General features: G+C 69.5%; 26 protein-coding genes. 14 read left to right on the top strand and 12 right to left on the bottom strand.

Annotated elements, in window-relative coordinates; all coding sequences use genetic code 11:
* Positions 1 to 2: 2 nt before the first annotated feature.
* A complete protein-coding gene (locus OG558_RS34220) occupies positions 3 to 428 on the bottom strand; it encodes a nucleoside deaminase (protein ID WP_405066672.1) in 426 nt (141 codons plus the stop codon).
* Positions 425 to 1,273 carry an LLM class flavin-dependent oxidoreductase gene (locus OG558_RS34215; protein ID WP_405066671.1) on the bottom strand — a complete coding sequence of 283 codons (849 nt, stop codon included), beginning with the start codon at positions 1,271 to 1,273 and terminating at the stop codon, positions 425 to 427. The genes OG558_RS34220 and OG558_RS34215 overlap by 4 nt, the downstream gene beginning before the upstream one ends.
* Positions 1,274 to 1,367: 94 nt before the next feature.
* Here OG558_RS34215 and OG558_RS34210 point away from each other — a divergent pair, with 94 nt between their 5' ends.
* Genes OG558_RS34210 through OG558_RS34200 form a run of 3 tightly spaced genes read left to right on the top strand, consistent with a single transcriptional unit; the run spans position 1,368 to position 3,496 of the window.
* Positions 1,368 to 1,829 carry an Lrp/AsnC family transcriptional regulator gene (locus OG558_RS34210; RefSeq protein WP_405066670.1) on the top strand — a complete coding sequence of 154 codons (462 nt, stop codon included), beginning with the start codon at positions 1,368 to 1,370 and terminating at the stop codon, positions 1,827 to 1,829.
* A gap of 18 nt (positions 1,830 to 1,847) precedes the next feature.
* Positions 1,848 to 2,684, top strand: coding sequence for a hypothetical protein (locus OG558_RS34205; RefSeq protein ID WP_405066669.1), 837 nt, complete (start codon positions 1,848 to 1,850; stop codon positions 2,682 to 2,684).
* Positions 2,681 to 3,496 carry a sugar nucleotide-binding protein gene (locus OG558_RS34200; RefSeq protein ID WP_405066668.1) on the top strand — a complete coding sequence of 272 codons (816 nt, stop codon included), beginning with the start codon at positions 2,681 to 2,683 and terminating at the stop codon, positions 3,494 to 3,496. The genes OG558_RS34205 and OG558_RS34200 overlap by 4 nt, the downstream gene beginning before the upstream one ends.
* Here OG558_RS34200 and OG558_RS34195 read toward each other — a convergent pair.
* The 3 genes from OG558_RS34195 to OG558_RS34185 are packed head-to-tail and all read right to left on the bottom strand — an operon-like array spanning position 3,461 to position 5,058.
* The gene (locus OG558_RS34195) at positions 3,461 to 3,907 is read right to left on the bottom strand and encodes a MarR family winged helix-turn-helix transcriptional regulator (protein WP_405066667.1); all 447 of its coding nucleotides are present in this window, start codon (positions 3,905 to 3,907) and stop codon (positions 3,461 to 3,463) included. The two genes, OG558_RS34200 and OG558_RS34195, sit on opposite strands and share 36 nt — an antisense overlap.
* A gap of 29 nt (positions 3,908 to 3,936) precedes the next feature.
* Positions 3,937 to 4,377, bottom strand: a complete 441-nt coding sequence (locus OG558_RS34190) for an OsmC family protein (protein WP_329477209.1) — start codon at positions 4,375 to 4,377, stop codon at positions 3,937 to 3,939.
* 30 nt (positions 4,378 to 4,407) lie between these two features.
* The gene (locus tag OG558_RS34185) at positions 4,408 to 5,058 is read right to left on the bottom strand and encodes an SDR family oxidoreductase (RefSeq protein WP_405066666.1); all 651 of its coding nucleotides are present in this window, start codon (positions 5,056 to 5,058) and stop codon (positions 4,408 to 4,410) included.
* 42 nt (positions 5,059 to 5,100) lie between these two features.
* On the opposite strand from OG558_RS34185, the gene OG558_RS34180 reads away from it, so the two are divergent.
* The gene (locus tag OG558_RS34180; RefSeq protein ID WP_405066665.1) at positions 5,101 to 5,883 is read left to right on the top strand and encodes an alpha/beta fold hydrolase; all 783 of its coding nucleotides are present in this window, start codon (positions 5,101 to 5,103) and stop codon (positions 5,881 to 5,883) included.
* Here the strand turns inward: OG558_RS34180 and OG558_RS34175 are convergent.
* Complete coding sequence (locus tag OG558_RS34175) at positions 5,830 to 7,734, bottom strand: propionyl-CoA synthetase (protein ID WP_405066664.1); 1,905 nt, start codon at positions 7,732 to 7,734, stop codon at positions 5,830 to 5,832. The two genes, OG558_RS34180 and OG558_RS34175, sit on opposite strands and share 54 nt — an antisense overlap.
* 49 nt (positions 7,735 to 7,783) lie before the next feature.
* On the opposite strand from OG558_RS34175, the gene OG558_RS34170 reads away from it, so the two are divergent.
* Positions 7,784 to 8,704 (top strand): threonine/serine dehydratase, encoded by a 921-nt coding sequence (locus tag OG558_RS34170; RefSeq protein ID WP_405066663.1) that lies wholly within the window; start codon positions 7,784 to 7,786, stop codon positions 8,702 to 8,704.
* Here OG558_RS34170 and OG558_RS34165 read toward each other — a convergent pair.
* Positions 8,697 to 9,311, bottom strand: a complete 615-nt coding sequence (locus OG558_RS34165) for a rhomboid family intramembrane serine protease (RefSeq protein WP_405066662.1) — start codon at positions 9,309 to 9,311, stop codon at positions 8,697 to 8,699. The two genes, OG558_RS34170 and OG558_RS34165, sit on opposite strands and share 8 nt — an antisense overlap.
* Before the next feature lie 188 nt (positions 9,312 to 9,499).
* On the opposite strand from OG558_RS34165, the gene OG558_RS34160 reads away from it, so the two are divergent.
* Positions 9,500 to 10,447, top strand: a complete 948-nt coding sequence (locus OG558_RS34160; protein ID WP_405066661.1) for a DUF389 domain-containing protein — start codon at positions 9,500 to 9,502, stop codon at positions 10,445 to 10,447.
* A gap of 166 nt (positions 10,448 to 10,613) precedes the next feature.
* Entirely contained in the window at positions 10,614 to 11,561 is a 948-nt protein-coding gene (locus OG558_RS34155; RefSeq protein WP_329477224.1) for a helix-turn-helix transcriptional regulator, read from the top strand.
* 15 nt (positions 11,562 to 11,576) lie between these two features.
* On the opposite strand, the gene OG558_RS34150 is transcribed toward OG558_RS34155, so the two are convergent.
* From OG558_RS34150 to OG558_RS34140, 3 genes are all read right to left on the bottom strand, one after another.
* The gene (locus OG558_RS34150) at positions 11,577 to 12,206 is read right to left on the bottom strand and encodes an HNH endonuclease family protein (protein ID WP_405066660.1); all 630 of its coding nucleotides are present in this window, start codon (positions 12,204 to 12,206) and stop codon (positions 11,577 to 11,579) included.
* A 108-nt stretch (positions 12,207 to 12,314) separates the two neighbouring features.
* Positions 12,315 to 13,076 carry a YaaA family protein gene (locus OG558_RS34145; RefSeq protein ID WP_405066659.1) on the bottom strand — a complete coding sequence of 254 codons (762 nt, stop codon included), beginning with the start codon at positions 13,074 to 13,076 and terminating at the stop codon, positions 12,315 to 12,317.
* A gap of 115 nt (positions 13,077 to 13,191) precedes the next feature.
* Positions 13,192 to 14,136: an aldo/keto reductase gene (locus OG558_RS34140; RefSeq protein WP_405066657.1), complete on the bottom strand. Its 945-nt coding sequence runs from the start codon at positions 14,134 to 14,136 to the stop codon at positions 13,192 to 13,194.
* A gap of 34 nt (positions 14,137 to 14,170) precedes the next feature.
* On the opposite strand from OG558_RS34140, the gene pepN reads away from it, so the two are divergent.
* From pepN to OG558_RS34120, 4 genes are all read left to right on the top strand, one after another.
* Positions 14,171 to 16,627 carry an aminopeptidase N gene (gene pepN / locus OG558_RS34135; RefSeq protein WP_405066656.1) on the top strand — a complete coding sequence of 819 codons (2,457 nt, stop codon included), beginning with the start codon at positions 14,171 to 14,173 and terminating at the stop codon, positions 16,625 to 16,627.
* A 188-nt stretch (positions 16,628 to 16,815) separates the two neighbouring features.
* Positions 16,816 to 18,141 (top strand): septation protein SepH, encoded by a 1,326-nt coding sequence (gene sepH / locus OG558_RS34130; protein WP_405066655.1) that lies wholly within the window; start codon positions 16,816 to 16,818, stop codon positions 18,139 to 18,141.
* 415 nt (positions 18,142 to 18,556) lie between these two features.
* Positions 18,557 to 18,970, top strand: coding sequence for a hypothetical protein (locus OG558_RS34125; protein WP_405066654.1), 414 nt, complete (start codon positions 18,557 to 18,559; stop codon positions 18,968 to 18,970).
* A 33-nt stretch (positions 18,971 to 19,003) separates the two neighbouring features.
* Positions 19,004 to 19,156, top strand: coding sequence for a hypothetical protein (locus OG558_RS34120; protein ID WP_405066653.1), 153 nt, complete (start codon positions 19,004 to 19,006; stop codon positions 19,154 to 19,156).
* A 943-nt stretch (positions 19,157 to 20,099) separates the two neighbouring features.
* On the opposite strand, the gene OG558_RS34115 is transcribed toward OG558_RS34120, so the two are convergent.
* A complete protein-coding gene (locus OG558_RS34115) occupies positions 20,100 to 20,483 on the bottom strand; it encodes a helix-turn-helix domain-containing protein (RefSeq protein WP_329477238.1) in 384 nt (127 codons plus the stop codon).
* Between the two features lie 91 nt (positions 20,484 to 20,574).
* On the opposite strand from OG558_RS34115, the gene OG558_RS34110 reads away from it, so the two are divergent.
* Complete coding sequence (locus OG558_RS34110; protein ID WP_405066652.1) at positions 20,575 to 21,405, top strand: NAD(P)H-binding protein; 831 nt, start codon at positions 20,575 to 20,577, stop codon at positions 21,403 to 21,405.
* Here OG558_RS34110 and OG558_RS34105 read toward each other — a convergent pair.
* Positions 21,398 to 21,916, bottom strand: a complete 519-nt coding sequence (locus OG558_RS34105; RefSeq protein WP_405066651.1) for a TetR/AcrR family transcriptional regulator — start codon at positions 21,914 to 21,916, stop codon at positions 21,398 to 21,400. The two genes, OG558_RS34110 and OG558_RS34105, sit on opposite strands and share 8 nt — an antisense overlap.
* Here OG558_RS34105 and OG558_RS34100 point away from each other — a divergent pair.
* Positions 21,868 to 22,344, top strand: a complete 477-nt coding sequence (locus OG558_RS34100; RefSeq protein ID WP_405066650.1) for an MFS transporter — start codon at positions 21,868 to 21,870, stop codon at positions 22,342 to 22,344. The genes OG558_RS34105 and OG558_RS34100 overlap by 49 nt on opposite strands.
* A gap of 79 nt (positions 22,345 to 22,423) precedes the next feature.
* Positions 22,424 to 26,242: a discoidin domain-containing protein gene (locus tag OG558_RS34095; protein WP_405066648.1), complete on the top strand. Its 3,819-nt coding sequence runs from the start codon at positions 22,424 to 22,426 to the stop codon at positions 26,240 to 26,242.
* The last annotated feature ends 7 nt before the right edge of the window (positions 26,243 to 26,249 follow it).

The raw sequence follows: 26,249 nt of genomic DNA, 5'->3' as shown, positions 1-26,249 counted from the left end.
GTCTAGGCGTAGTACCCATCGACCGGCACGCGCGCCTCGTCGTACAGCGCCGGGCCTTCCAGAGGTACGGCGGGGAAGCCGCCGGTCGGCTTGAGTCCGCCGAGCTGCTCGCCCGACAGCGCATAGACCACCCGGCCGAGTCCCGAACGGGCGAGAGCGCCGGCGCACATCCCGCACGGCTCGCAGCTGGTGTACATCGTCGTGCCGGCGGCTTGTTCGGGTGAGAGCTCCCGCGCTGCCCAGACCGCGAGCTTCAGCTCGGGGTGGAAGCTGATGTCGCCGTCGGTGACGGTCGAGTTCTGCTCCTCGGCGAGAACGGTCCCGTCCGGCCCGACCAGCAGCGAGCCGAACGGCGGGTTGCCCGCCTGCCGCGCGGCCGCGGCCAGCTCGATCGCGCGGCGGAGGAAGCCTTCAGCTTCGGGGGTCACATCGTCTCCTGTCGTCGGTGCGCGGCGATCGTCGCCAGCGCTTGCCAGGCCACTTCGGGCCGTTCGGTCTCGGCCGGATCGCCTTGGAAGGGATCCAGTACGACGCTCCGCGCGCCGAGCTCACGCAGTGCGTCGAGGTCTGCCAGCACCTGCTCGAGCGAGCCCTCACCGGCGGCCCGCTCGTCGTCGCGCAGCGGCTCGGGGGTCAGCCGGAGCAGGATCCGGGGTGCGAAGTCCGGCGCCGGCCGGTCCTCCTCGGCGGCGATCGCACGCAGCCGATCCGTTGCCGTGCGCATCCAGTCGAGCCGCTCCCGGAGCGGGTGCCACGCGTCGCCGAACCGCACCGCCCGGCGCATACCCGCCGTACTGTGGCCGCCGATCCAGATCGGGATGTTGCCCGCGCCGTAGTCCTTCTGGTCCGCCCAGGCGCGCCGGAGCTCGGCGAGCAGGTGGTCCGTCTGGCTTCCACGCTTCGTGAAGTCGGCGCCGAGGGCTTCGAACTCCTGGCGGGCCCAGCCGACCCCGACGCCGAGCACGAGCCGGCCGCCACTGAGCTCGTCGAGGTTCGCCGCCATCCTTGCCACCAGCAACGGGTGCCGGTACGGCGCGATCAGCACCGTGGTCCCGAGCCGGACCCGTTCGGTGACCCCGGCGAGCCAGCTCAAGGCGGTGAACGGCTCGAAGAAAGGCGCGGGGTACTTCTCCGCGACATCGGGAGTGATCGCGACATGGTCGGACACCATCAGCAGGTCATAGCCCAGCCCCTCGACGACCCGCGCCCACTCGCCCAGTCGCGCCGGGTTCGTGCCCGGGCCGAAGTTCGGGACATTCACACCGATTTCCACGGGAGCCAGGCTATCCAGGCAGGCTGCCGGTCTTGAAGGGATTCCTCCCGGCATCCGGCGCCCGTCGCCGGGGATTCACCGGTAGATTGCCGGTATGACCGAGACTCTCGATCCGACCGACTGGGCCATCCTGGCCGAGCTGCAGAACGAGGCCCGGATGTCGCTGACCGAGCTCGGCCGCCGGGTCAACCTGAGCGCCTCCGCGACCACCGAGCGGGTTCGGCGGCTGGAGTCGATCGGCGTGATCACCGCGTATCGCGCGGACGTCGACCTGACGAAGGTCGGCTACCCGGTGCTGGCCGTCGTCCGGCTCAAGTACCCGGGCAACAAGCACGAGCCGCTGCACCGGCTGCTGGCGGACCGGCGGGAGATCCTCGAGTGCCTCCGGACGACGGGCGACGACTGCTACACGCTGAAGGTCGCCGCGGCCTCGATGCCGCACCTGGAGGAACTCGTCAACGAACTCACCGAGTTCGGCAGCACGACCACTAACCTGGTCTACTCCCAGACCCAGCCCTACCGTGGTCCACAAAAGCCGGTGCCCGATCGCCACTGAGGATGAAAGCGTTGCCGGATGCTGACCGTCCTGGGCGTCGACGTCTCCCCCGGCCTGCTGGATCGATGGGTCGACTGGCTCGCACCCGAGGAGCAACCGTTCTTCCTCACCAAGAAGCAGGCCTCCCAGTGGGGGCTGCCAGTGGACGACGTACGCGAGCCCACCGCGGAGCAGCGCGACACCTATCGGACGTACGACGTCGACCGGAAGGCCGCGCGGATCAGTTGGCTGACTGAGGCGGCGTACGCGGACCTGCCGAAGGCGACCCGGGCGGCGTTGGTCCGCGCCCAGGTGAGCCACGGCCGCGACGCCGTCCCGACTGTCCGCGGATGGTCGAGCGTCCTCGACGCTCGACAGCAAGCCGACGGGCATCGCTTCGTCTGGTGGACGTCGCTGCTGCCCGATGCCGATGTCGTGCTACCACCGATCGTGAGCCGGGACCTCGGACCGAGCCGGCACGCTGAGGTCCGCACCTGGCCGGCGGAGTTGCCACGGGCTCGTGAGCTGGCCGGCGCGTTCCCGGACGGCAGCGGACCCAACTGCTTCGGGACGGTGATGGCGGCCTGTGGGGTCGATGGTGCCGAGGAGGTGTGGATGCAGCGCGAGCCGTTCGAGCAGTGGCTGGCAGAGCACACGACGACAGGTGGGCGCGATGACGCACCGGGCACGGTCTTCGTGTGGCGGGACGCCGGCCAGGCGGTCCAGCATGCGGCGATCACGCTCGGGGACGGGTGGATGCTGCACAAGCCGTCGCAGTCGTGGATGAGCCCGCGGAAGGTGCGGACCGTCGGCGAGGTCAAGCGGAGCACACGGACTGCCGGATGGCGGCTGCAACGCCGTAGTGTGGTGCTGTGAGGCTGCTCGTCACTGGGGCCACTGGACTCCTGGGGCGCGAGCTGCTGCGGTTGGCCGAGCACGAAGTGATACCGGCCTACCACTCCCAGCCAATACCGGGTGGAGTTCGGCTCGACGTACGGCGGCAGGACGAGGTACTGGACGTTGTTCGCAGGGTCCGGCCGGACGGGATCATTCACACCGCGTTCGACCAGGCCGACTGGGTGACGACGGCCGATGGTGCGGCCAACATCGCGGTCGCCGCGGCCGATGCGCGGCTGGTGTTCGTCTCGACCGATGTGGTGTTCGCCGGCCGGGCTGCACCGTACGACGAGGACGAGCCACCTTGCCCGGTCACGCCGTACGGCGCGGCCAAGGCGGCTGCCGAGACAGCCATCCGGGCGATCGCGCCGTCGGCCGTCATCGCGCGTACGTCGATCATCGTCGGACACGACGGACGGTCGGCGACCGAGCGCCTGGTGCACGCGGTCGCCGCGGGTCAGCCCGGCGCCTTCTTCACCGGCAACATTCGCTGCCCGGTCCACGTAACCGACCTGGCGTCGGCGCTCCTCGAACTCCTCACGTCCGACGTCACCGGGGTCGCCCACGTGGCCGGACCCCAAGCACTCAACCGACTGGAGCTCGGCCGTCTCATTGCCATCCGGGACGGACTCGACCCGGACACGTTGCCGTTCACTCCCGGTCTGCCGTCAGACGTCCGCCTCGACAGCCGCCGTACCGGGAAACTGTTGAAGACCCGCCTCCGCTCACCCGCCGAGTTCCTCGCCGACCGAGGTCTACACCTTGCGGTCGGGCAGGAGGGCGCACGCTAGTTGTTCGAGGGCTCGAGTCAGCTCGGCCACTCGAGCCGGGTCGTCCGTGCCGAGAGCGGTGGCGAGTGCGTCTTCGATGCTAGACGCACGGACCTGGGCCAACCGGTCCGAGACACCAGGCGTCCGGCTGACCAACGCACGCCGCCGGTCCGCGGGATCCGGCACCGACTGCACTGTGCCGGATTCCTTCAGGCGGGCGATCGCCGTGGAGACCTGGCTCTGCGGGAGTCCGGTGCGGGTGGCGATCTCCCCCACCGCGCTGCCCGGGTGCTCGGCGATGTCGCTCGCCACGATCAGGACCATCCGAGCGCTCCCGGCGTACTTCCCCGCTCCGCCGGGCGGCCCGGGCAGCGCATCCTCGCCGATCTTCATCAACGCGCGCCCGAGCAGGAACAGGTCGACTCCGTTCACGCCGCCAATCTACATCAGGCTAGATACATCTAGCCGGATACATCGTCGTTGACCGTCGTGGTGACCGGGGTGCCGAGTTCCACCGTGCGGCTGACCGTGCAGAGCCGATCGTGGGACATCTTGACCGACCGCGGCAGCGCCTCGCGGGCCTTGTCGCCGTCCTCGCCCTCGGGGAAGCGGACGGTGAACTCGACCGCGAGGTTCTCCATCCGGTTGCCCTCCTCGGCGTCGCGGACCTTGTCGCCGCGGACCACCGCGCGGAACTCGGTCGGCTCGGCCCGGCGGCTGACCACGATGTCGACGTCGATCGCCGAGCAGGTGCCGATCGCGGCCAGCAGCAGCTCGACCGGTGTGAAGTCGGTGTCGGCGCCACCGGAGCCGACGGTGATGCTGCCGCCGCGCGCGTTCTCGACCCGGTAGCTGCTGTTCGCCAGGCGCTCGAAGTGCACCTGCCGCAGTGTGTCGCCCATAGCCGTCACAATCTGTTGCCAGCGGCAACGTCAGAGATTCGTCAGTGCCTCGGCCACCGGGGTGTCCCCGGCGATCAGCTCGAGGGTCCGGCCGATCGCGGCCGGGGTGTCGCAGAGGCCGGCCAGCACCAGCGCCACGTCGTCGCGGCTGATGCTGCCGTTGCCCGTCTTGTCCGCCAGCTTCACCTGACCGGTGCCGGCGTCGTTGGTCAGCCCGCCCGGCCGCAGGATCGTCCAGTCGAGGTCCCTGGACCGCAGGTCTTCCTCGGCGGCCCACTTCGCCTTCAGGTAGACGGTGAACACCTCGTCGTCGTGCAGCGAGTCCGCTCGGTCCGCGCCCATCGATCCGACCTGGAGGTGGCGTCGTACGCCGGCCTGCTCGGCCGCGTCGGCGAACAGCGCGGCGGCTCCCCGGTCGACCGTGTCCTTGCGGTCCTTCCCGCTGCCCGGTCCGGCGCCGGCCGCGAAGATCGCGACATCCGCACCGGCCAGTACGCCGGCCACCGCCGCGACGTCGGCCTGCTCCAGATCCAGTACGGCGGCCTGCCCGCCGGCCGCGGCCAGATCGGCCTCGTGATCGGGGTTGCGCACCAGCCCGACGACCTCGTGGCCGTCACCGGCCAGCAGCTTCGTCAGCCGCAGCGCGATCTGTCCGTGTCCACCCGCAATCACGACTCGCATACCCCGAGCCTAACCCTCGGGAGAATCAGGCAGACTGCACCCGTGCCGCACGCAACGACCGCCGACGGAACCCGGATCGCCTATCAGGTTCGCGGCGCGGGAAAGCCCCTCGTCCTCCTCGCCGGTCAGTCCAACAATCACCACTGGTGGGACCCTGTCCACGCCGACTTCGAGGCGACGTACCGGACGATCACGCTGGACTGGCGTGGGACCGGGGACAGCGACAAACCCGACGAGGTCTACAGCACGCCTGGGTTCGCCGACGATGTCGTGGCGGTGCTCGACGAACTGGGGCTGGCGAAGGCGCATGTCTACGGCACGTCGATGGGTGGCCGGGTCGCGCAGTGGATCGGGATCAACCATCCCGGCCGCGTGGACGCCCTCGTCCTCGGCTGCACGTCACCGGGCGCGGCACACGGGTACGAGCGCAGCCGAGAGATCCGCCGCGCTCTCGCCGACCCGGACCGAACCGACAGCGTGCTCCTCGACCTGATGTACACCCCGGCGTGGCTGGCCGCGAACCCCGGCCCGTATCCGGTCCTCGGTGACACGAGCATGCCGTCGTACGCGAAAAGCCGGCACCTGGTCGCGAGCAACCGGCACGACGCCTGGGACGGCCTGCCCCACATCACGGCGCCGACGCTCGTCGTGCACGGGACAGACGACGTCTTCAGCCCGGCCGCCAACGCGCAACTCCTCGCCGGCCGCATCCCTCGAGCGCGTGCCGAGTTCATCGACCGGGCCCGGCACGCCTACTTTCACGAGTTCCGGTCAGTCGCCGGGCCGCTGGTCCTCGACTTCCTGACGGCGCAGGATCGGTCGTAGCGCGTCCAGTACGGCGGGATCCTCGATCGTCGACGGGATCGCCTCGTCCCGGCCGTCGGCGATGCCGCGCATAGTCTTGCGCAGGATCTTCCCCGACCGAGTCTTCGGCAGGCCGTCCACGACGGATACGTCCCGGAACGACGCGACCGGCCCGATGTCCCGCCGTACCGCGGCCACGAGTTCTTCCCGCAGCACCTCTTCGGGGATGTCGACACCGGCCTTGAGTACGACGAGACCGCGCGGCAACTGGCCTTTCAGCGGGTCGTAGACGCCGATGACCGCGCACTCGGCCACCGCCGGGTGCGCCGCGAGTACGGCCTCCATGCTTCCGGTCGACAAGCGGTGGCCGGCCACGTTGATCACGTCGTCGGTGCGGCCCATCACGAACAGGTAGCCGTCCTCGTCCCGGTAACCACCGTCACCGGTCAGGTAGTAGCCGTCGTACCGGCTGAGGTAGTTGTCGATGTAGCGCTGGTCGTCACCCCACAGCGTCGGCAACGCACCCGGCGGGAGCGGGAGCTTGATCGCAATCGCGCCCTCCTCGTGCGCGCGGAGTTGCTTGCCCACGGGGTCGAGGATCTGCACGTCCCAGCCCGGCATCGGGACCGTTGCCGATCCGGGCTTGGTCGGCAACGGCTCGAGACCGCGGGGGTTGCCCGCGATCGGCCAACCGGTCTCGGTCTGCCACCAGTGGTCCACGACCGGTACGCCGAGATGCTCGTGCGCCCAGTGGTACGTCTCCGGATCGAGCCGCTCGCCCGCGAGGAACAGCGTGCGGAACGAATCGCGCTGGTACTTCGCCGCCTCGGCGGCCTCGGGGTCGATCTTCTTGATCGCCCGGATCGCGGTCGGTGCGGTGAACAGCGCCTTCGCGCCGTGCTCGGAGATGACTCGCCAGAAGGCGCCGGCGTCCGGAGTGCCAACCGGCTTGCCCTCGTACAGAACTGTCGTCGCGCCGACCAGGAGCGGCGCGTAGACGATGTAGGAGTGGCCGACGACCCAGCCGACGTCGGAGGCGGTCCACCACACGTCGCCCGGCCCGATGTCGTAGACGGCCCGCATCGACCAGGCCAGTGCGACCGCATGCCCGCCGTTGTCGCGGACCACGCCCTTCGGCTTCCCCGTCGTACCCGAGGTGTAGAGGATGTAGAGCGGATCGGTCGCCGCGACCTCGACCGGGTCGACGGGCTCCGCCGAGGCGGTCAGTGCGGCCCAGTCGAGATCGCGCTCACCGAGTTTGGCGAGGGTGCCCTCGCGCTGCAGGACGATCGTGTGGTCCGGCTGGTGCTGGGCCAGCTCGAGGGCGGCGTCGATGATCGGCTTGTACTCGACCACGCGGGCCGGCTCGATCCCGGCCGACGCGGCGACGATCACCTTCGGGGTCGCGTCGTCGATCCGCGCGGCGAGTTCCTTCGGCGCGAACCCGCCGAACACCACGGAGTGGATCGCGCCGAGCCGGGCACACGCGAGCATCGCGATGACAGCCTCGGGGACCATCGGCATGTAGACGATGACGCGATCGCCCTTGCCGACGCCGAGCGACGCGAGCGCGCCGGCGAACACCGCCACGTCGTCCCGGAGCTCCGAGTAGGTGTACTCGCGTCCTGTCCCGGTGACCGGTGAGTCGTAGATCAGCGCCGTCCGTTCGCCGTGGCCGGCCTCGATGTGCCGGTCGAGCGCGTTGTACGACGTGTTCAGAGCGGCGTCGGGGAACCAGCGGTACAGCGGGGCGTTCGCGGAGTCGAGCGCCCGCGTCGGTGGCCGGATCCAGGAGATCGCGGCCGCAGCCTCGAGCCAGAACCCGTCCGGATCCGCGAGACTCCGGCGGTAGCTCTCGTCGTACGCACCCATTTCTGGGCCTCCTTCGGTCGGCTCCGTTCCATCGTGGCAGGGTTGGGGCATGACAGTAAGTCTCGACGAGGTGCGGGCGGCGGCGGAGCGAATCGCCGGACGGGTACGGCGTACTCCGGTGATCGAGGTGGCGCCCGGGCTCACCTTCAAGCTGGAGCTGTTGCAGCACACCGGCTCCTTCAAGCCACGTGGCGCGTTCAACCGGCTGCTCACCGCGAAGGAGAGCGGTGAACTGAGCGGCCAGGGCATCGTCGCCGCGTCCGGTGGCAACGCGGGTCTCGCCGCGGCCTACGCGGCCCGGGAGCTCGGCGTACCGGCCCGGATCTTCGTCCCGGAAACGACGCCGATCGCGAAGCTCTCCAAACTCCGGACGCTCGAGGCGGACGTCGTCCAGGTCGGCAGCGAGTACGCCGAGGCGTACCAGGCGGCCGTCCAGGCGCGGGACGACTCGGGCGCGTTGCTGGTGCACGCCTATGACCAGCCGGAGGTCGTGGCCGGTCAGGGCACCGTCGGGCTGGAGCTCCTCGAGCAGGTGGATGGCTTCGACACGGTCCTGATCGCGGTTGGCGGCGGCGGGCTCATCGCGGGCATCGCGACGGCGATCGGCGACAACGCCCGCGTCATCGGCGTGGAGCCGGTACTGGCGCCGACGCTCCATCGGGCTCTGGAGGCCGGCCGGCCCGTCGATGGTTCGGTCGGCGGCGTGGCGGCGGATTCGCTCGGTGCCCGTCGGCTGGGAGAGCTTGCGTTCGCGGCGGTGCGGCAGCACGGCGTGCGCTCGCTGCTCGTCGACGACGAGCCGATCATTGCCGCCCGCAATGAGCTGTGGCACGACCACCACCTGGCCGTCGAGCACGGTGCGGCGGCCGCGTACGCCGCGCTGACGTCCGGCGCCTACCGACCGGCGGCCGGCGAGCGGGTGGTCGTCGTGATCTGCGGGGCCAACACCGATCCCGCCACGCTTAGCTGACCGGAGACCGCTTCGGCTTGTCGTCGGCCAGGACCCATGCGGCCAGGATGCCGGCGATACCGCCGAACAGGTGGCCCTGCCAAGAGATCCCGTCCTGCGGTAGCAGGCCGCCGAGCAGCGCGCTCCCCCAGACCACCACGACCACGATGCCGATCAGGACCTGGCCGAGTCGCCGGTTGAACAGACCTCGCGTGATCAGGTAGGCGGCGTACCCGAAGACGAGGCCGCTGGCGCCGATCGTGATCGTGTTCGGCGGGGAGATCAGCCAGGTCCCGAACCCGCCGATCACGACGACCATCGCGGTGACCGCGAACAGCCGGCGCGCGCCGCTGACGGCGATGATCAGGCCGAGGGTGACCAAGGGCAGCGTGTTCGAGATCAGGTGGCCGAAGCCGAGGTGCAGGAACGGCGCGGTGATGATGCCGACCAGGCCCTGCGGATCGCGGGCGATGATCCCGTACTGATCGAGTCGCCCGCGCAGCGCGGTGTCGACCACCTCGCTGAGCCACATCAGGCCGACCAGAGCGACGAGCAGCTTCACGCCACTCGCGATCCGGGCGGTCTCCACGGACCGCCCAGTCCGCCGCGCCGGAGTCTGGAAGCTCATCCACGTCCTCGCTTCGCTCCGGGCGCGGATGAGGCGCAGATCGCACAGTGCTTGATGATGAACTCGCTTCGCTCGTTCATAACCCAACGATGCCGCATCGCCCCAAGTCTCAGCCCAAGGTCGGGCGCGGCGACAGCACACAGTGACGTCTGGAGTACCAAGCGTGGCCTGGGAGGATGTGGGCCGTGATGCATCTTCGACTCATCGCTCCCTCGGATCGCAGCGAGCGCGTCCTGGACAAACTCGTCGCCGACCCCCGGGTGACCAGTGTCGTCCGCCTGCCAGGTGCCGCGCACCGGCCGGAAGGGGACATGATCGAGTGCGATGTCACGCGCGAGGCGACCTCGGACATCCTCACCTTCCTGAAGCACGAGGGCCTGTACGACGACGGCGCGGTCGCGGTGAGCGCGGTCGACGCAGCCCCGTCGCGGAACGCTCGCGCGACCGAGAAGGCCGCACTCGGCGCGCCCGACGACGCCGTGATCTGGGACGCGGTCGTCGACCAGGCCTACACCGAGGCCAGCGGTTCGTGGGTGTACTACGCCTTCCTCACGCTGGCGACGATGATCGCCGCCGTGGCCGTCGTCACCGACTCCTCGATCCTCGTCGTCGGCGCGATGGTGGTGGGTCCGGAGTTCGGCGTCGTCGCCGCCATCGCGGTCGGGCTGGCACTGCGCAACGCCGGGCTGACCTGGCGAGCGCTCCGGTTGCTGGTCTGGGGCTTCCTGCTCGCGATCGCCCTGACCACGATCGCGGCGCTGCTCGCACGGGCGGTGGGATGGATCGACGTCGGCGACGTCACCGCCGATCGTCCGCTGACCGGCTTCATCTGGCGGCCGGACAGGTGGTCGGTGGTGGTCGCCGTACTGGCCGGATGCGCCGGGGTGCTGTCACAGACCGCCGGGCGGGCCAACGCGTTGGTCGGCGTGTTCATCTCGGTGACCACGGTGCCGGCCGCCGGCGACCTCGCGTTGTGTCTCGCGCTCTGGGTACCTGCCCAGATCGGGGGCGCCGCCGCACAGCTCGGGATCAATCTCCTCGGGATGACCGTCGCCGGCGTGCTCACCCTGCTCGCACAGCGGATGATCTGGCGGGTGTATCCGAGGATCAGGGCGGGCGCGCGCGTTGAGGCTTGACCGGGCGTCCCCTGTCCGGTCCGCGCGCGCCCGGCAGAGACAGGATTACCCCAATCAGGGGCCAATCGCACCTGACGGAACCCTGACGTATCCCGGACATGGCGCGAAGTCGCCACCAACCGAAAAGGAGTCCACCTGGTTCCAGGAGACGAGATAACCTGATCGGATGCTGGAATCGGTGGGGGTGGAGCCACCCGACGAAGAGGCATACCGGGTGCTGTTGTCAGCGCCCGGCTGCACCATCGCTGAGCTCGCCAAACACCTCGACCGCGACGAGCGCGAAGTCGCCACGACCGTCGAGCGGCTCGAGCGGCTCGGCCTACTGACGACCACCGCGGACCACCCGGTGCGGCTGCTGCCGACCCGCCCGGATGTCGCGGTCGACGCGCTGGTCGCCGTACGGCGGGCCGAGCTCGACCGGGTACGCGCCGAGGCTCGCGTGCTGCTCTCCGAAGTCCGGGCGCAGGAGCAGCACCGCCCGGAGAATCTGGTCGAGGTGATCGTCGGGCAAGAGGCGATCGCGGCCCGCTTCGCCCAGTTGCTCAACGGCACACGTCACCAGTTGCTGGTGCTCGACCGGCCGCCGTACGCCTCCCGGCCCGGCGAGACCGACCCCCGGGTCCGCGGTCTGCTCAACGAGGGTGTGGTTGTCCAGGGCATCTACTCTCCCGATTCCCTCAACGTTCCGGGCGGGGTGGACGAGGCCTACAGCGCGGCCGACGCCGGCGAGACCTCGCGGGTCCATCCGCAGGTCCCGATGAAGTTGGCCGTGTTCGACCGGAAGATCGCACTCCTGCCGTTGTCGGTCGATCAGCTGGTCGACAGTGCCCTCGTCGTTCATCCCTGTGCGCTGCTGGACGCGCTGATCGAGATGTTCTCGCTGCTCTGGGACCAGGCCGTGCCCGTCGTACCGTCGCCGATGACGGACCCGACGGACGCGCGGCTGATGACGTTGCTCGCGGCCGGCTTCAAGGACGACGCGATCGCGCGGCAGCTCGGCCTGAGTAGTCGTACGGTCGGACGGCGGGTGGCCGAGTTGATGGAGGCGCTGGGTGCGCGGACCCGGTTCCAGGCCGGTATCCACGCCCAGCGCCGCCAACTTCTCGACGACTGAATCAGGCCGGCTGACTCAGCAGGTGCCGAGCATCTGCTGCAGAGCGGTCTTCTCCGCCGACTGCAGCGACAGACCGTACGTGTACTTCACCCAGATCCACTCGCGGGCGTAGATGCAGTGCACCGACGTGTTCGTCGGCTTCCAGGAGGCCGGGTCGGAGTCGCCCTTGGACCGGTTGCTCGACGCGGACACGGCGATCAGCTGCGCGATGCTCAGGTCGTTGGCGAACTGCTGGCGGCGAGCGGTAGTCCACGCGTTCGCACCGGACTTCCATGCTTCGGCGAGCGGCACGATGTGGTCGATGTCGATGGACGAGGAGGATGCCACCCAGGTGGCGTCGTACACGCTGTACCAGCTCCCTGCTGTCGGCTGGCAGCTGCTGTTGACGGTGACACCGGTGCCGTCGCGCTTCAGCACCACTTCGCGCGTGTCACAGGTGCCGGACTGGGTGATCCAATGCGGGAAGAGATCCCGGCTGTAGCCGCTCGTCGAGCCCTCCGTCTTCACGGTGAGGCTCGCCAGATCGGTGGCCGCTGTCGTGGCCGACGGCGGGGTCGGTGGGTAGGCCAGCGCCGGACCGGCGCTGAGGGTCCACGCCGCGGTCGCGGCGACTGTGGTGATGGCAGCAATGATCGAACGTCGCATCGGTCAGGCCTCCGAGGGTAGGGCGGATCCCCCCTGACGTGCTGCCCTCAAGCCTTCCCCGGTCACGCGCGGTGAGAAACCACCCACCGGTGAAAGCCATGTGAACGGTCAGTCGTGCTCGACCACGGTCAGCGTCCAGCCACCGGCGGCCCGATCGAGCTCGGCGTTCCACCGCTCGGCCACGAGCTTGTGCAGGGCTTTCGGCGTACCGGGATCCTTGCCGGACTCGAGCAGGTGCCGCGCGACCAGGCCGCGGGTGTGCTTCGCGTTGTGCGACACGACCGTGCGGACGCCGTCGCGCTCGCGCACCACATTCACCGAGACCCACTTGGCTGCCCGCTCGCCAGTGGGTCGCCAGGCAGCGACGTACGTCGACGACCGGCAGTCGACGATCACACCGTCGGCCTCGGCCAGGGCAGCGTTGAGCGGGTCGCGCCACACCGATGCGAGCGGCCCGAGACCAGGAAGGCTCGTACCCATGGACAGCCGGTACGGCGGGACGCGATCGGCCATCCGCAGCGCCCCCCACGCGGCGGACACCACGAGCAGACGGTTCCCTGCACGCCGCTTGCTTCCTGCTGACAAGGTCGCGTAGCCGAGCGCGTCGTACAGGACGCCGGAATACAGCTCCGCCACCGGTACGGCCGGCTCGGTGCGCCAGCGCGTGTTCCGGTCCACCTCGTGCTGCAGTGATGCGCCGACCCCGAGGACGTCGTACGCGTCGGAGGAAGCGGAGACCTTCGCCAGCGTCTCCAGGACCTGCTCACGGACGGGATTGAGATCGGGAAACGAGAGCGTCGACTGGTCGACGGCGCGCCCGCGGGATCGCCCAGTCTTACCCTCCGACGGCGGCAAGAGGACAAGCGTCATGGGGCCTCCCGGTCTGGACTGAGGAGCGGAGAGAGCGCAGCGACCGGAGCGACGAGGGAAGACCGGGAGTCAAAGCCCCATGACACCCGCGCCGGAGGCGCGGAATTCAACATAGTCACGTCAGGTCGTCCAGGGCGGCCAGGTCGGATGCCGTCGGGTCCCACAGGCCGGCTGCGACGTTCTGTGCGATCTGCTCGGGCGTGGTGGCGCCGGCGATCACCGAGGCGACCGCCGGCTGCGCGGCCAGGCCGCCGATCGCGACGTCGATCAGGCTCAGGTCCCGCTCGGCCGCGAACGTCTCGAGGGCCTCGATCTTGTCGAAGTCCGCGTTGGCCAGCCGGTCCGGCTGGGTCGCCAGGCGGGTGCCGTCCGGAGGCGTCTCGCCGCGCTTGTACTTGCCGGTGAGCAGGCCCGAGGACAGCGGGAAGAACGGCAGGATGCCGAGACCGAGGTGCTCGCAGGCGGGCGCCAACTCGTCCTCGACCTCGCGGTCGAGCAGGGAGTACCGGTTCTGTGCGCTGACGAAGTGCTCCAGCCCCGCGGTCCGCGCGGCCCAGTCCGCGTCCACCACCTGCCAGGCCGCGAACTGCGAGCTGCCGATGTACCGGACCTTGCCCTCGGCAACGAGCTCGGTCAGCGCGGCGAGGGTCTCCTCGATCGGCGTGACCGGATCCGGGACGTGCAGCTGGTAGAGGTCGATCCAGTCGGTGCCGAGCCGCTGCAGGCTCGACTCGACCGCCTTGCGGATGTACCGGCGGGAGCCGCGGACACCCCAGTCCGGCCCGTTCGCCCCGTGCATGTCGCCGCCGAACTTGGTCGCGATCACCACCTCGTCGCGGCGGTCGCCGAGCGCCTTGCCGAGCAGTTCCTCGCTGAACCCGTGCTCGCCGTGATAGACGTCCGCGGTGTCGAACAGCGTGATCCCCGCGTCGACCGCGGCGTTCACCACCGCGTCGGTCCGGGCCGCATCCAGCCGCCGCCCGAAGTTGTTGCACCCCAGCCCGACCGTACTCACGGTAAGGCCCGAGTCGCCCAGCTGCCGGTACTCCATCTCGCTCATGTGCTCACCCTAATCACCGCATAGAGTTGCCAGCATGCCGAGTCTCACCGTCGACGGCGCCCGCACTCGGGCCGCCGCGCTTTCCGTCCAGTCGTACGACGTCGACCTCGACCTCACCCAGGGCGAGCGAACGTTCGGATCCACCACCACGATCAGGTTCACGGCCTCGAGTCCGACAACCTGGCTGGACGTCAAACCGGACGAGCTGACCTCGGTCACGCTGAACGGCACGGCGGTCGACGTGGCCGGCCTGAACGACGGACGGCTCGAGCTGACCGACCTGCAGCCGGAGAACGAACTGGTCGTGGTCGCGTCGATGCTGTACTCCCACGACGGCGAGGGACTGCACCGCGCGGTCGACGCCGCCGACGGTCTCGTCTACACCTACGCGATGTCGTTCCTCGACGCCGCGCCGCGGATCTTCGCGTGCTTCGACCAGCCCGACCTCAAGGCGCCGTACCGGATGAAGGTCACCGCGCCGCCGGAGTGGCTGGTGCTCGGCAACGGCGCCGCCACCCAGGTCTCCCCCGGCCGCTGGGAGCTCGCCGAGACGCTGCCGCTGTCGACGTACTTCGTCACCGTGGTGGCCGGGCCGTACCACCAGATCACGGACTCCCACGACGGCATCCCGCTCAGCGTGGTGTCACGGCAGTCGCTGAAGGACGCGCTCGACCGTGAGGCCGAGGACATGTTCACGGTCACCAAGCAGTCCTTCGACGAGTACCACCGGATGTTCGGTTACCGATACCCGTTCGGTGAGTACCACCAGGCGTTCGTGCCGGAGTTCAACGCCGGCGCGATGGAGAACCCGGGCTGCGTGACCTTCCGCGACTCGATGGTGTTCCGGTCCGCGGCGACCGACGCCGAGCGCGGCAACCGGGCCCGCACGATCGTCCACGAGATGGCGCACCAATGGTTCGGCGACACCGTGACGATGAAGTGGTGGAACGACCTCTGGCTGAACGAGTCCTTCGCGGAGTACATGGCCCACCGGGTCTCGACCGCCGCCACGAACTACCAGGACAACTGGATCGACTTCGCCTTCATCCGCAAGTGGTGGGGCCTGCAGGCCGACCAGCGGTCCTCCACCCACCCGGTCGCCGCCGACGCGGTCAAGGACGCAGCATCCTCCCTCGACGACTTCGACGGCATCTCCTACGCCAAGGGCGCGGCGGTCCTCAAGCAGCTCGCCGCCTACCTCGGTGACGACGTCTTCCTGGCCGGCGTCAACGCCCACATCCGCGCCAACGAGTTCGGCAACGCGACCTTCGCCGACCTGGTCACCAAGTGGACCGAGGCCGGCGCCGTCGACCTCGAGACCTGGGCACAGAACTGGCTGCGCACTCCGGGCCTCGACACCATCAGCGCCTCCCGGACGGCGACCGGCATCAAGCTGCACCGCACGGTGCCCACGGCCTACCCGGCGTCCCGGCCGCACAAGCTGACCGTCGGCGGGTACGACGCGGACGGTCGCGGTACGACGGTCGACGTACTGCTGGACGCGGAAGAGGTGGAGGTCGCCCTCGATCCGTCGCTCGCGGTCGTGATCCCGGACGCCGGCGACGACACCTGGGCCAAGATCCGGCTCGACGCGGAGAGCCTGGCGAACCTGCCGTCGGTGCTGCCGAAGATCGAGGACGGCGTGACGCGGGCCGTCGTCCTGAACAGCCTGCGGGACTCGGTCGCCGACGCCGAGCTCGATCCGAAGCTCGGGTTCGAGGTCGTGCTCGGGTTGCTGCCGACCGAGACCAGCGACATCGCGGTCGGCACGATGCTCAACTGGGCCAACACCCACCTGCTCGGTGTCTACCTGCCGTACGAGCCGTATCGCGGCCGGCTGGCCGACGCCATCGCCGCCCGGCTCCAGACCGCGCCGGCCGGTTCGAGCCTGCAGCTCGCGGCTGCCCGTGGGGTGGCGCGCTTCAGCGACGACGTCGAGCTGCTCAAGGGTTGGCTCGCGGATGACGGCGTACCCGAAGGCCTCGCGATGGATGCGGACCTGCGCTGGCTGGTGACCGGGCGGCTCGCGCGGCTCGGTGCGATCGGGGACGCTGAGATCGATGCTGAGCTGGAGCGGGACACCTCGTCGGAGGGCGTCGTCCACGCGGTCCGCTGCCGGGCCTCGCTGCCGACGGTGCAGGCCAAGGAGCGGGCGTGGACGCAGATCATGACCGACGCCGACATCGCGAACTACGAGCTTTACGCCGCGTGTGAAGGGTTCTGGCATCCCACGCAGGTCGAGCTCACCGCGCCGTACGTCGACCGGTACTTCGCCGAGATCGCGGGCACCGAGAAGCTGCGGTCCGGCTGGGTGGTGGCGCAGAGCGCGAAGCTCGCGTTCCCCCGGTACGCCGTCGAGCAGCGGGTCGTCGACCGGGCCGCCGACCTGGTCGCGGACGAATCGGTCGCGGCCGGAATCCGGCGGTCGATCGGCGACAGTGTGGACGACCTGAAGCGTGCTCTTGCGGTGCGTTCGGCGTTCGGCAGCTGACACGTGAGTCGCGGTCACACCGTGTTGTGACTACTGTGGCTGGTGTGATCAGGAGAACCCTGATGACCAGGCAAGATGTGATTTCGTGACGTAACCTCCACAATGACCGGGCGGCACGGCGCGCCGGTCTTGGTCAGGCCGTACGTCCCGGGAGAGACTGTCAAGAACCGCACAGGAGAACAAAGGCAATGCGCGAGGCGAGGCTCGTCGGTCTGAGCCAGGATGGCAAGCAAGTCATCCTGGCGATGGCAGAGACGGGTGAGGAGTTCGCCATCCCGGTCGACGACCGGTTGCGTGCGGCCCTCCGCGGCGACCGTGCCCGACTCGGCCAGCTGGAGATTCAAATGGAGAGCGCGCTGCGCCCACGAGACATCCAGGCTCGTATCCGCGCCGGCGAAAGTCCCGAGGCGGTCGCAGCCGTCGCCCAGATGCCGATGGAACGCGTGATGGCGTTCGCCGGCCCGGTCCTGGCCGAGCGAGACCACATCGCCAGCCTGGCGCAGCGCGCGTCCGTCCGTCGCCGGGGTGGCGCCGACGCCCCGGCCCGCAACCTCGGCGCCTGGGTGACCGAGCGGTTGCGCACCCGCCAGGTCGACCCGGCGTCGGCCGAGTGGGACGCGTGGCGCCGCGAGGACGGCCGCTGGGCGGTCCGGGTCTCCTACTTCGTCGAGGCCGACGACGAGGCGGAGCAGAAGGACGAGAAGATCGCCATGTTCGCGTACGACGCTCCCGGTCGGTACGCGGTCCCCGACGACGACGAGGCCCGCTGGCTGGTCGGCGAGCAGGCCCAGGTGCAGGCGCCTCCGATCCAACCCACGCATCAGCCGGGCGAGCGCCGGCTGACCGCGGTCGCCGACATCGACCTGTCCGTTGCTCCCGATCACGGTGCCGACAGCTACGAGGCCGGCTTCGAGGACACCGTCAGCCTCCCCCGCCGGAACCACCCGGTTTCCCGCGAGCAGACGCGCGACCAGGAGCGTGGTCCGCGCCGGGTCCACTCGGTCCCGAACCCGGACGACGAGCCGACGCTGATCGACGTACCGATCGATCAGCCGCCGGCGCTGCGGCCGTCGGTGCGCGCCGTCGAGCGTTCGGCGCAACCCCCGGCAGAGACCGCGACGTTCGCACCCCCGGAGGAGCGCGCCGCCGCGCCCGAGAACCCCTTCACCGAACGCCGAGCCACCCCCGACCGCGGCCCGGCCCCGGTCCGCCAGGCCCCCGAGTCCCGCGGCCCCGCCGAGCGCCCTGCACCGGACTCCCGGACCGTCGAGCGCCCAGACGCTGCCCCGGCAGACCGCCGGTCGGCCGCTCCCACCGAGCCGGCGCAGCCGACCGTGGACCCAGCCGCTGAGCCGTCGGTTCCGCAGCCCGATACGGAGGCGCCGGCCGCATCGGCCGAGCCGACCGCCACGGAAGAAGCTGCCGAGCCCAAGAAGAAGCCGGCCCGCCGCGCCTCGAAGCGGGCCAGCGTCCCGAGCTGGGACGAGATCATGTTCGGCAAGAAAGCCGACTGATCCACCACTCCTTCGGCCTCCCGTCGACCTCGGCCACCCCGTCGCGGCGACCTCGCGTCTCGGCCATCCCGCCCGTGTCGACTGGCCGACGTTGCGGCTGAGTCAGCCCGTGCTGGCTAGATTGACTCAGGTGCTGCGCAAGCTCCTGATTCGGCGAGTCGTGGATTGCGGCTGTTCCCCCGGGGCGGTTCGGCGACCCCGATCCACGACTCGACGGCTGCTTGCTGACACATCACGGACAGTTGTCCCAGATGGCGGACGGTGTTTGGCACGCGTGGGGAGGTCTGTCATGATCTTCGGCATGCAGATCCTGCTGTGTTGTTGCTGTTGTCGCTGACGCGCGCCGTCTCCGGCGCACGAGGCCCTGCCCCTTTCCGTGGCCCGCCCGCCGACACAGCACTCACAGGAACTTCGCATGAATCTCCCGGCCTTCGCCGATCTGCTCGCGTCTCGTGGTCTCCGACTGCTCTCCGGCTCGCACGCCGTCCCGGTCGAGCTGCTCATTCAGTTGCCTGACGCAACAATCGTCCGGTTCACCGCCCGCGGCACCACGCTCCGCCTGCGCCGCTACTCCCCCGACGCGTTGACCGCCATCACCATCGCAGCCGAGTGCGGCTGCGGTGACCACCACCCCCAGACCGGGCCCACGCGCGTCGCCTTGATGCGGTACGCCGTACCCCTCGACGAACGCACCATCGACGGCGAGCTCCTCTTCGGCTGGCGGCACCACGAAGCCGGCCTCCTCCGCCTCCCCGACGCCGCCACCCACTTCTTCACCCTCCTCGACCAACTCCACTCCCCCGCTCGCCAACTAGTCGGCGTCGCCTGACCGGAAACGGAATCCGTAAACGGAGGTGTCCGGGTGGGTCGAGCCGAGTGCGGCGGCGGCGCCGTCTGGCGGCGCTCCCGGGACGAGCACCGGAGCAGCACCTTCGAGGAGGTGTGCCTGCTTGCGGACGCCGTGATGACACCGGCCACGGCCCGGAGGTCTGGACGCCTGATCGTGGGAGCCTGAGCTGCCCGATCCCCGGCAACCGAGAGCTCCACACACCCCGACCACCCCGCGCCACCCGACCCTGCGGGCATCCCAGGGGGTGGCCGCTGTCCTGTCGTCCGTGGGTGCCCCGGGGACGCCTACTCGGTGTATCCGCACCTTGACGATGGGGCGGGCGCGCATGACCGAGACCGCCCCGCGGCGGACGGTGCGCTGCGTGACCTCACCCGACGACCAACCCGATCCCGGCCGACACCCCGGCGCCAGCCCCGTCGCTGCTCGCCGCCACCCGGCGCCCGGCTGCCTGCTACCCCGCCCGGCTGGGCCTCGGTCGGTCACTTTGTGCACCAGATCCGTACGGCGCCGGACTCCGCGTACGGATCTGGTGCACAAAGTCGATCTCTGCCGTGGCCGAAGCCGGTTCGGCCAGGGTCCGGGCTCGATTCCGCGGTGCTGGCAGACTCAGCAAGCAGGCGCGGTCCTGGCCGGTCACGCTCCGATCCGGGCCGGCGGTGAGCTGACGATGGGGGTTGGTGAGTGTCTCAGGTCCGCACCCGCACCGACCCGCAATCGCGGCATCGACACCGCCAATCTCCGGCGCCGTTTCCGGCGGCATCGACGCTGCCAATCTCCGGCGCGGTTTCCGGTGGCGTGTGCGGCGCCGTCAGGAGGGCGGGGGTGCGGACACCATGCCGGGGCCTGGAACACCTCATGACCTATCGCAGGTTCCGACACCTTGTCCTAGGTCCCTGCTTCTGTCCGAAGTCCGGCCGCGGTGTACCTGGCGCGGGCCAGACGCTGCTCCGTACGGCGGCGGTCGGTGAGGGTGTCGTTTCGCCCGACTTTGTGCACCGGTCGAGCGCTGCAGCGGTGGGTCGGTGGTTGATCGGTGCACATGGTTGGGCGGAACCGGCGACCCACGGGATCCCCTCGACTGTTCGGGGCGGCCGGGACCGGGCGGGGTTCAGGGGCGGCGGTGGGCCGGTTCGTGGGTGTCGAAGTGGTTGCGGGCTTGCTCGACCTTGGTCAGGTTGGGGGACCAGTCGGCGAGTGAATGGAACAGCGGGGCCAGGCTGCGGCCGAGGTCGCTGAGTTCGTACTCGACGCGCGGCGGGACCTCCGCGTGGTACGTGCGGAGGATCAGTCCGTCTCGCTCGAGTTGCCGGAGCCGCTGCGTCAGGACCTTGGGCGTGATCACGCCGATCCGACGCTGAAGCTCCACGAACCGCTGCCGGCCGTACTCGTTCAGCGTCCACAGGATCGGCGTCGTCCACCGGCTGAACACCAGATCCACCACCGGCGCGATCGGACAGGCCTGCACCGGATCCACCGCTGTGCTCTCGCTCACAAACCCGCCTCCCAGCCAATACTTTCCTCTAGGTACCTACTATCCCACGGCAAGTAGCGTCCTCGTCAGATCAACCGAACGAGGAGAGAACATGATCGTGGTCACCGGAGCGACCGGAAACGTCGGCCGCCCGCTCATCCAGTCCCTGGCCGCCGCAGGCGAGCAGGTCACCGCAGTTTCCCGCCGGATCTCCGACGTACCGAACGGCGTACCGAACGGCGTACGGCGCCTGCAGGCCGACCTGTCTCAGCCGGAGACTCTCGAGCCGGCACTCGACGGAGCGGAGGCGGTCTTCCTGCTGACGGCCGCCGAGTTCCTGGCCAACGGCAACATGAAGGACGTCATGGAGGTCGTCGAAGCCGCAGGTGTCGAGCGCGTCGTCCTGCTGTCCTCGCAAGGCGTCGGCACCAAGCGGCACCCGTCGGACCTCGAGGACGCGGTCACGCAGTCCGGCCTCGGCTGGACGATGCTGCGCCCTGGCAACTTCGCCAGCAACGCGTTCCAGTGGGCCGAGTCGATCCGCACCCAGCGGCTGATGGCGGCCCCGTTCGCCGACGTCGCCCTGCCGGCCGTCGATCCTGACGACATCGCCGAGGTCGCCGCCGCTGCGCTCCGCGACCAGAGTCACGCCAGCAACGTCTACACGCTGACCGGACCGGTGGCGATCTCGCCGCGACAGCAGGCCGAAGCGATCGGACAGGTTGTCGGCGAGCCGGTGCAGTTCGTCGAGCTCAGCCGCGAGGAGGCCCGCAGCCGGATGCTGGCCTACATGCCCGAGCCGGTCGTCGAGGCCACCCTCGGCGCACTCGGTACGCCGACCGCGGCCGAGCAAGAAGTGAGCCCCGACGTGGAGAAGGTGCTCGGCCGCCCCGCGCGGACCTTCACGGACTGGGTCACCCGCAACCTCCCCGCCTTCAAGTAGTCCGGACCAACGGCAGGAACACGTCGTCGACGAGTGACGTGAGAGTCGAGGCGGCGACGGGCTCGCGGGCGAACACCATCTCGTGGCGCAGCAGGTTGGTGGGTGCGGTGAGGACCCGGGCGGGAACATCCCCGGTCGGGATCTCACCGCGGGCCGCCGCCCGCTGGACGATGGTCGCCATCACGCCCGACATCCGGCTGTAGACCTCCGGATCCAGATCCGGCGCCTCGGCCAGCAGACCGTGGACGATGTCGGGCCCGACCGACGCGAACCGGTCGGCCATCCGCTGCAGTACGGCGAGGACGTCATCACGCAGGCTCCCCGTGTCGGGGATGTCCTCGACGATCGAGCCGGTGCGATGCCGCATCGCCGCGACCACCAGCTCCGCCCGGTTTCTCCACCGCCGATACAGCACCTGCTTGCCGGTGTGGGCCCGCGCGGCGACCGCCTCCATCGTCAGCCGTGCGTACCGGGACTCCATCAGCTCGTCCCAGGCGGCGTCGAGCAGCACGGCCTCCAGTTCGGCACCCCGCCGGCGGCATCACCGATCGGCTCGGCGCGCGCCCAGTGGTCCTCGTAGGCATCGCGCTGACCACGATCGGCACCATCCCGTTCGCCTTCGCGGGTACGACGTACGTCCTGCTGGCGATCGCTCTCGTCGTGCGTGGCGCGGGGCTCAGTGCGGTCAACCTGGCCGTGATGGTCGGCGCCTTTCGGGAGCTGGAGCCGCGGCAGATCCCGGACGCCAGCAGCACGACCCGGATCATGCAGCAGCTCGGCGGTGCGTTCGGCGCAGCCACCCTGGCCGTGGTCCTGCAGGACCAGCTGACCGGCCACACCGCGCGGATCGCCTACGCGCACAGCTTCGCCTGGGCGATCGCGTTCACAGTGATCGCGGCCGTTCCGGCCGTTCTGCTGCGCCGGAGGCCGGGGTCTTGAATAAGTAACACGCTTGGTTTAACTTATCCGCGCACCTGCTGTCGCATGTACTCCGGCCCGCCACCTGGAGGTTTTCAGCATGTCCAGACGCCTGCTCGCGCGGGTCCTCCCCGCTCTCCTTCTTTCGAGCGTGATCGCCGTACCAACGGCCCACGCCGCCACGATGTACCCGAGCGGGGTCGGCACCGATCTCGGACCGACGCCGACCACGCTCGGGGTGAAGCCCGCGGCCGGCGACGATCCCACTGGGCTCCGAACCGGCACCGAACAGGGCCGGACCTACTGGCAGACCAACCAGGCCGCGAACACCGGCTACCTCGAGTTCGACGTCGACCGTGACTACGTCGACGAGATCGGCACCGACGACGTCCTGGTGACGGTGACCTATCTCGACGCCGGTACCGGCACGCTCGAGCTGCAGTACGACGCCAAGACGAATCCGCAGGCGGACACGACGGACGTCCAGCTGACCAACACCGGCCAGTGGAAGACCGGCGTCTTCGAGCTCACCGACATCGGGTTCACCAACCGGTTGGGCGACGCCGACCTGAGGCTCTTCGGGAGCGCTGACATCACCATCGCCGGTCTCCGGATCAGCACGGCGGGCGCCTCGGTGCAGCTGGGTGCGTCGCCGATCCAGAGCGGTATCAGTCCGCGCGCCGGGGACGACGCGGCGCATCTCGTCACCGGAGTGCAGGACGGCCGGCCGTACTGGCAGACCGATCACACCGCTCCGGCACCAGGCACGAACTTCTTCTACATGAACGTTGCCGACACCTACCTCTACGACAACCACAGCCTGGTGCTGATCAGCATCGACTACTTCGACGAGGGCAACGGTCAGTTCGGCCTGCACTACGACTCCCCGGGCGAGACGATCCCGGAGAAGTTCAAGAACTCCGAAGTCGTTCGCTACGGCGACACCAAGACGTGGAAGACATACACCTTCGCGTTGCCCGACGCGGTGATGACGAACCGCTCCAACGGCGGCGACTTCCGCATCCACAACGGCGACGGCTCGGTCGACCTCAAGGTCGCCGCCGTCCGCGTCGCCAAGGTCGCGACCACGCTCAACGTCACCGAGGGCCTCCTCGACCTGATCGACCAGGCCGCGCGCACTGAGACGGCCGCCCGCGAAGGCACCCGCGACGGCCAGTACCCGGTCGGCTCTCGCGCCACCTTCCGCGCCGCGATCGACGACGCCCGCGCTGTCGCGGCCACGCCAGGCGTGACCGACGTACAGGTCAAGGCGGCACTGCAGAACCTGCAAGCCAAGCTGGACGCGTTCACCGCGTCGGCGGTGAACACCAACTTCGCCGGATCCGGTACGGCGACCGCCAGCAGCGGCACAGGGGTCACCAACGTCAACGACGGCAACCACAACACCGCCTGGACCAGCGGCCCGGGCGACTCCTGGCTGCAGCTCGACCTCGGCAAGCCGCGACCGGTCAACGACGTCCGCGTCGAATGGGCCGAGGCCTACTCCCCCGACTACACCGTCCAGGTCTCGAACGACGGCACCAAGTTCACCAGCGTCGGCCGGATCGGTTCACCAGGCGGCAACCAGGTCAGCAAGACGCGATTCGCGTCCACCTCCGCACGGTACGTCCGGGTCGCGATGACCGGCGCCGACTCCTTCATCGTCAAAGAACTCGAGCTCCGGCAGTCCCCGGTCGTGACACCGAACCCGCGCCTGGTCGACACGATCAACCCGACCGAGGACGGTGTCGTCGCCGACTTCGACGCCACCCAGTACGGCGCCGACCGCACCGGCCGGCGTGATTCCACCCAGGCGATCCAGCAGGCGATCTACGCCTGCCAGGACGCGGGCGGCGGCACGATCTGGCTGCCGGCCGGCAAGTACAAGGTGACCGACACGATCGAGGTGCACGCGTTCTGCACGCTCCGCGGTGATCACGGCCAGGCGCCCGGCTACGGCACCGTGGTCATCGCCGACCTGCCGTCAGGGGACGACGGACCGAGCCTCTTCCGGATCGGTGGCAGCGCCGGCGTCCTCGGCGTCACGACGTACTACCCGAACCAGAACGCGACCGACCCGGTGCCGTACAACTACACGTTCGAGATCCCCGGCGGCGCCTGGATCGGCAACGAGAACTACATGATGGCGACCGTCTCCGACGTCACCATGCTCAACTCGTACCGCGGCATCGGCGTCAGCACGATGCCGAACGACCAAGGCAACGCCCCCAGCTCCGGCCAGGTGCACGAGTCGACCACCATCCGCAACATCAGCGGTACGGCGCTGTTCGAGGGTGCCCGTGCTTACAACGGCGCCGACGTCGGCACCTGGGAGAACGTTGCCTTCAGCAACTCCTATTGGGCGTCCGCTCCGGCCGCCTACCACCCACCGGCCCGTACGGCGCTGGACGCGTGGACCCGCGCGCACGGCACCGGCCTGGTCCTCGGCGACCTCGAGTGGGATCAGTTCCACCGCATCTCACTGGCCGACTACGCGGTCGGCATCCATGTGGTCGCCGGCCAGCGGGCCCAGTTCACCGGCAGCTTCCTGGAACCCGACATCCGCCGGACCGGGACCGGCCTGCTCGTCGACGTGATGGACGACCGGTGGGGTATGACGCTCGCGGCCGGCCGGATCGAGGGCAGTGACCACGCGATCCAGGACAACTCGCGTGGCTACGTCAAGGTCACCGGCACCTCGCTGACCGGCGCCGTCGACGGGATCGTGCACCGGATGTCCGGCACGGCACCGACGTACCAGACCAAGCCGCTGCCCAAGCCGAAGCAGTCGCTGTACGTCGTCGACGCGGCGCACGGAGTCGGATATCTCCCGGCCGCCGACGCGACCAGCGCCGTACAGAAGGTGCTGGACAAGGCGGGGCGCGACGGCGGCGGCATCGTCTATCTGCCCGCCGGGTGGTACCGGATCGGCACGCATCTCACCGTCCCCGCGAAGGTCGAGTTGCGCGGCGCGTCCGCGGTGCCGAACCGGGACCAGGGCGGCGCAAGTGGTGGGACCGTTCTGCAGGCTTTCGAGAAGAACACCGAGACAGCGCTGCTCACCCTGCAGAACCGTGCGGGCGTCCGTGGGCTGCGGGTGTTCTACCCCGAGAACAACCCCGGCTCGGCGGAGGGCGTCGTACCGTACCCGTACGCCGTCCGCGGGCACGCCGGCGGGAACTACGTCATCAACGCCGGCTTCCCGAACGCGTGGAACGGGATCGACCTCAGCGGTGACGACGTCGTGGTCCGCAAGGTCGCCGGCGCCTTCTTCGACCACGCGATCGCGATCGGCCCTGGCCGCGACGGCCGGATCGAGGGCGTGCTGTCGAACGGCAACGCGGTCACCCGGGTCGGCTACCAGCAGCCGTACTGGATGAACGAGGGCAGCATCTTCGAGCTCGTCATCGACAAGTACATGCGCAAGACCGCCAAGATCGTCACCGTCGACGGCGCCCGCGGACTCACCTTGCTCACTGTCTTCGCGTACGGCTTCCACGACGGGCTCGTGGTGAACTCCGGTCAGGTGGACGCGTTCAACCTGGGCACGGACAACCTCGGCACCGACGGTCATACCGTGAAGGTGGTCAACGGCGACGTCGAGGCGACCAACCTCGCCCGGTACAACGGCGCCACCCTCAGCGGCCCCGCCACGCTACGCAACGTGATGGTGATCAACGTCGTCCAGCGCAGCGTCTCAGTGAAGGTCAGTGGTGATGGCACCGCGAAGATCAGCGGCAACGAATCCGAACCCGGCACCTACGAAGTCGGCGCGCAGGTCACCGTGACGGCGACGCCAACATCGGATAGCGTTTTCCAGAACTGGACCGTCAACGGGACGGTGGTCTCGACCGAGCCGTCGTACACCTTTACCGTCAGCACGGACCAGGTTCTGACCGCGAACTTCCAGGCGAAGTAGGAGCGAG

The sequence above is a fragment of the Kribbella sp. NBC_01510 genome (assembly GCF_045040325.1).
Lineage (GTDB): Bacteria > Actinomycetota > Actinomycetes > Propionibacteriales > Kribbellaceae > Kribbella.
The sequence above is the reverse complement of the archived record's forward strand: the minus strand, read 5'-3'. Positions and strand labels throughout refer to the sequence as shown.